The organism is Variovorax sp. KBW07 (genome assembly GCF_003852515.1).
Taxonomy (GTDB): Bacteria; Pseudomonadota; Gammaproteobacteria; order Burkholderiales; family Burkholderiaceae_C; genus Variovorax.
Map to the genome: position 1 here is coordinate 1,104 of NZ_QAJK01000111.1, position 3,884 is coordinate 4,987.

Annotated in this window: 4 protein-coding genes and 2 pseudogenes; all 6 read left to right on the forward strand. The window is 69.0% G+C overall.

Features of this window, described 5'->3' with window-relative positions; genetic code table 11:
* Positions 1 to 181: pseudogene (locus tag DBV14_RS34000) on the forward strand (porin); the annotation flags it as partial.
* 128 nt (positions 182 to 309) lie between these two features.
* A complete protein-coding gene (locus DBV14_RS21475; protein WP_260397169.1) occupies positions 310 to 627 on the forward strand; it encodes a hypothetical protein in 318 nt (105 codons plus the stop codon).
* A gap of 251 nt (positions 628 to 878) precedes the next feature.
* Positions 879 to 1,573 (forward strand): annotated as a pseudogene (locus tag DBV14_RS21480) (response regulator transcription factor).
* On the forward strand, positions 1,570 to 2,940 hold the full coding sequence (locus tag DBV14_RS21485; RefSeq protein WP_124461870.1) for a HAMP domain-containing sensor histidine kinase: 1,371 nt from the start codon (positions 1,570 to 1,572) through the stop codon (positions 2,938 to 2,940). Before DBV14_RS21480 ends, DBV14_RS21485 begins: the two are co-directional and overlap by 4 nt.
* 143 nt (positions 2,941 to 3,083) lie before the next feature.
* On the forward strand, positions 3,084 to 3,572 hold the full coding sequence (locus DBV14_RS21490) for a tripartite tricarboxylate transporter TctB family protein (RefSeq protein WP_124461865.1): 489 nt from the start codon (positions 3,084 to 3,086) through the stop codon (positions 3,570 to 3,572).
* 33 nt (positions 3,573 to 3,605) lie between these two features.
* Positions 3,606 to 3,884: tripartite tricarboxylate transporter permease (locus DBV14_RS21495; protein WP_185546085.1), on the forward strand; the 279-nt coding region annotated here is incomplete at its 3' end.

Consider the following 3,884-nt stretch of genomic DNA (forward strand, 5'->3'; position numbering starts at 1 on the left):
CCTGTCGAAGCGCACCGCGCTCTATGCCACTGTCGCGCGGGTGAACAACCGCAACGACGCGGCCTACACAGGCGACCTGACGGCCGCGAGCACCACGGGCTATGGCAGCACCGGCGTGGGCTACACGGGCCTGCCGCGTTCGTCGACGGGCTACGACTTCGGTATCCGCCACTCGTTCTGAGGCTGACCGACGGACGAACGAGCGAAGGAAAGAAAACGCAAAGGGCGCAACGCGCGGCTGGCGCGGCGGCGGAGCAAGGGCTCCGTCGTCCCCGCTCGGCTGCGCGGCGCGAGAGGAGTGTTCAAGAAATGACGCACGAAATCCGACACCTCGCAAGGGCGCTGGCGTTGCCGATGGCACTGGCAACGGCCAGCCTCGCGGGCTGCATCATGCTGCCGCCACCCATGCCGTACGGCCCGCCACCGGGCTTTCGCGGCGAAGGGCTGCCGCGGTATTTTTTCGATACCCATCGGCCACCACCGCCCATGGCCGCGTGGGACATGTGCGACGGACAGCCCGAGGGCGCGCACCCCGCGCCGCCCGGTCCGCGTGCCGATGCATTCATGGGCACCTGCGAGCGCACGCCTTCGGGCGAGTTGCAGTTCCGTCCGGCCGCGCCGCGCTGACGCGAAGGGCGCACGCCGCGCCTGCCGGCCAACATGGACAAATGGTAATGAAGCGGCGGCGCTTTCTCTGGTTCAATCGCGGCTAGGATGGCCCCGGCGGCGCCCGCACCGATCACTGGCGGGCGACCGGCCGACTCCATCGCCATGAGCCCCAGAACGCAGCCACGCCCCGACCCCTTCTCTTTCTCTACGGCCCTGCGCGTTGCCTTGCACCAGGGCGCCGCGGCGCCGAAGTGATGGGGCCGACCGCCATGTGGCGCTGCCTCATCGTGGAGGACGACGCCGACAACGCCCGCTACATTGCCGACGGCTTTCGCTCGCTCGGCCACGTGGCCGTGATCAGCCGCGATGGCACCGATGCACTGGCGCGCGCCACGGGCGAGTCGTGGGACCTGGTGATCCTCGACCGCATGCTGCCCAACGAGGTCGATGGCCTCTCGATTCTTTCGACCCTGCGCGCGCTCGGCAAGAAAACGCCGGTGCTGGTGCTCAGCGCNNCGACTACCTGGCCAAGCCCTTCGCCTTTTCCGAACTGGCGGCGCGTGCCGAGGCACTGGTGCGGCGCTCGCGCACCGGCCCCGAGATCCGCATGCTGCGGATGGCCGACCTGACGCTCGACCTGGCGCGGCGGCATGTGGAGCGCGCCGGCCGCCCCGTTGCGCTGCAGCCGCGCGAGTTCCGCCTGCTGGCCTACCTGATGATGCATCCGGGCCAGGTGGTCACGCGCACCATGCTGCTCGAAGCCGTGTGGGACTACCAGTTCGATCCGCAGACCAACGTGATCGACGTGCAGGTGAGCCGCCTGCGCCGCAAGCTCGATGCCGGCGGCGCGCCGACGCTGATCCACACGCTGCGCGGCGTGGGCTACCGGCTGGCGCAAATCGACGACAACGGGGGTGGCAGCGGCGAAGGCGATGCCCCCTCGACCGGGGCCCCGTGGCAATGATCAAGACCTTGCGCCAGCTGTGGCGCTCGGTCGGTTTCCGGCTCGCGTTCTACTACGGCCTGCTCGTCGCGATCACCATGCTGGCCGCGCTGGCCATCGTCTACATGCAGACCGTGGGTGTGCTGCAGCAGCGCATGGTGCGGCAGGTGACGACCAGCGTGCAGCAGCTGATGGTGCGCTACGACGCACGCGGCGCGGACGGCGTGGCGGGGGAAATCGGGTTCGCGCTGTCCGACGGGCGCAACTCCGACAACGAGATCTACCTGCTCACCGACCGCGAAGGCCGCAAGCTCGCGGGCAACCTCGACCAGGTGCCCTCGATGACGCCCGATGCGGGCGACGGCGTGCACCGGCGCGTGGTGCGCTCGGGCCAGAGCGCCATCGGCTACCTCGTGATGCGGCACCTGCCCGACGGCGGCCTGCTGGTGGTGGGCCACGACCTGCGCGACCAGGAGTCGATCGAATCGCTGGTGGCCAGCGCAAGCGCGGCGGCGGGCATCGTGGCGGTGCTGCTGCTGATCGGCGGCACCTTCGTCTTCAGGCAGGAGCTGGAGCGCAGCGTGGGCGCGGTGCGGCGCACGGCGGCGCGCATCGCGGCGGGCGAGCTGCAGGAGCGGGTGGCGCCGTCGGGGCAGGAAGACGAATTCGCGCTGCTCGAGAACGACATCAACGCGATGCTGGACCGCATCCAGTCGCTGATGGACGGCGTGCGCCACGTGTCCAACACCATTGCCCACAACCTGCGCACGCCGCTCACGCGCGTGCTGGTGCGGCTGCGCGCGGTCGAGCAGGAGCTGGGCGCCGACAACGTGCAGCGCCAGGCGGTGGCCACCGCCATCCGCGAGCTCGACGAACTGGCGGTGGTGTTCGAGAAGCTGCTGCAGATTGCCGAGGTCGAGGCCGGCGCGCGGCGCCAGCAGTTCGCGCCGGTGGCGCTGCATGTGATTGCCGATGACGTGGTGGAGCTTTACGAGGCGGTGGCCGAGGCGCAGGGCATTGCGCTGCTGCGCGAGCCGGCCGACATCGCGGTGGCGCTGGGTGACCGCGATCTGCTCGCGGGCGCCGCCGCCAACCTGCTCGACAACGCGCTCAAGTACGCGGGCAGCGGCGCCACGGTGCGCGTCGGCACGCACACGGTGGACGGCAGGGCGCAGCTTTTCGTGCAGGACAACGGGCCGGGCATTCCCGCGGCCGAGCACGAGCGCATCGGCGTGCGCTTTCACCGGCTGGACCGCAGCACGCCGGGGCATGGGCTGGGGCTGGCCAGCGTGCAGGCCGTGGTCGCGCTGCATGGCGGCCGGCTGCAGTTGGTCGATGCCGCGCCGGGCCTTCGCGTGTGCATCGACCTGCCGGTGGCCGGCGACTGAAGCGCAACGCGCTGCACGACACCCACCGCACCGCATCGCGCGCCACATTGCCAAACGGCAATGTCTTGTTCATACACACCGGGCTCGTGAATTCCTAGGATCGGCTGCGCACGTCTTGTGCCAAGTTCCAGGAGACATCAACGGTGAGAATCAAGAGTCAGAGAGACTTCTGCTCGGGCGTACTTTTCAGCGCCTTCGGCGTGGCCTTCGCATGGGGCGCCACGACCTACAACGTCGGCAGCGGCGCCCGCATGGGCCCGGGCTATTTCCCGCTGATCGTGGGCATCCTCATTGCGCTCATGGGCGTGATGATCACGCTCAAGGCATTGACGGTGGAGACCGAAGACGGCGAACCCGTCGGGCGCATCGCGTGGAAACCGCTGGTGTTCATCATCGGCGCCAACCTGGTGTTCGGCGTCCTGCTGGGTGGCCTGCCGAGCATCGGCCTGCCGTCGATGGGGCTGATCGTCGCGATCTACGCGCTGACCTTCATTGCCAGCCTGGCGGGCGACAACTTCGGCTGGAAGGGCGTGACCGTGCTGGCCAGCGTGCTGGCGCTGGGCAGCTACCTGGCCTTCGTGGTCGCGCTCAAGCTGCAGTTCCAGGTGTGGCCCACCTTCATCGCCGGCTGACCCGCGCGGAACAACAAGAAATCCACAAGAAAAATGGACCTGATTACCAATCTCTCGATCGGCTTCGGCGTGGCCTTCACCGCGCAGAACCTTGTGTATGCCTTCGTCGGTTGCCTGCTCGGCACGCTGATCGGCGTGCTGCCGGGCATCGGCCCGGTGGCCACCATCGCGATGCTGCTGCCGGCGACCTATGCGCTGCCGCCGGTGGCCGCGCTGATCATGCTGGCGGGCATCTACTACGGCGCGCAATACGGCGGCTCGACCACGGCCATCCTGGTGAACCTGCCGGGTGAATCGTCGTCGGTGGTGACC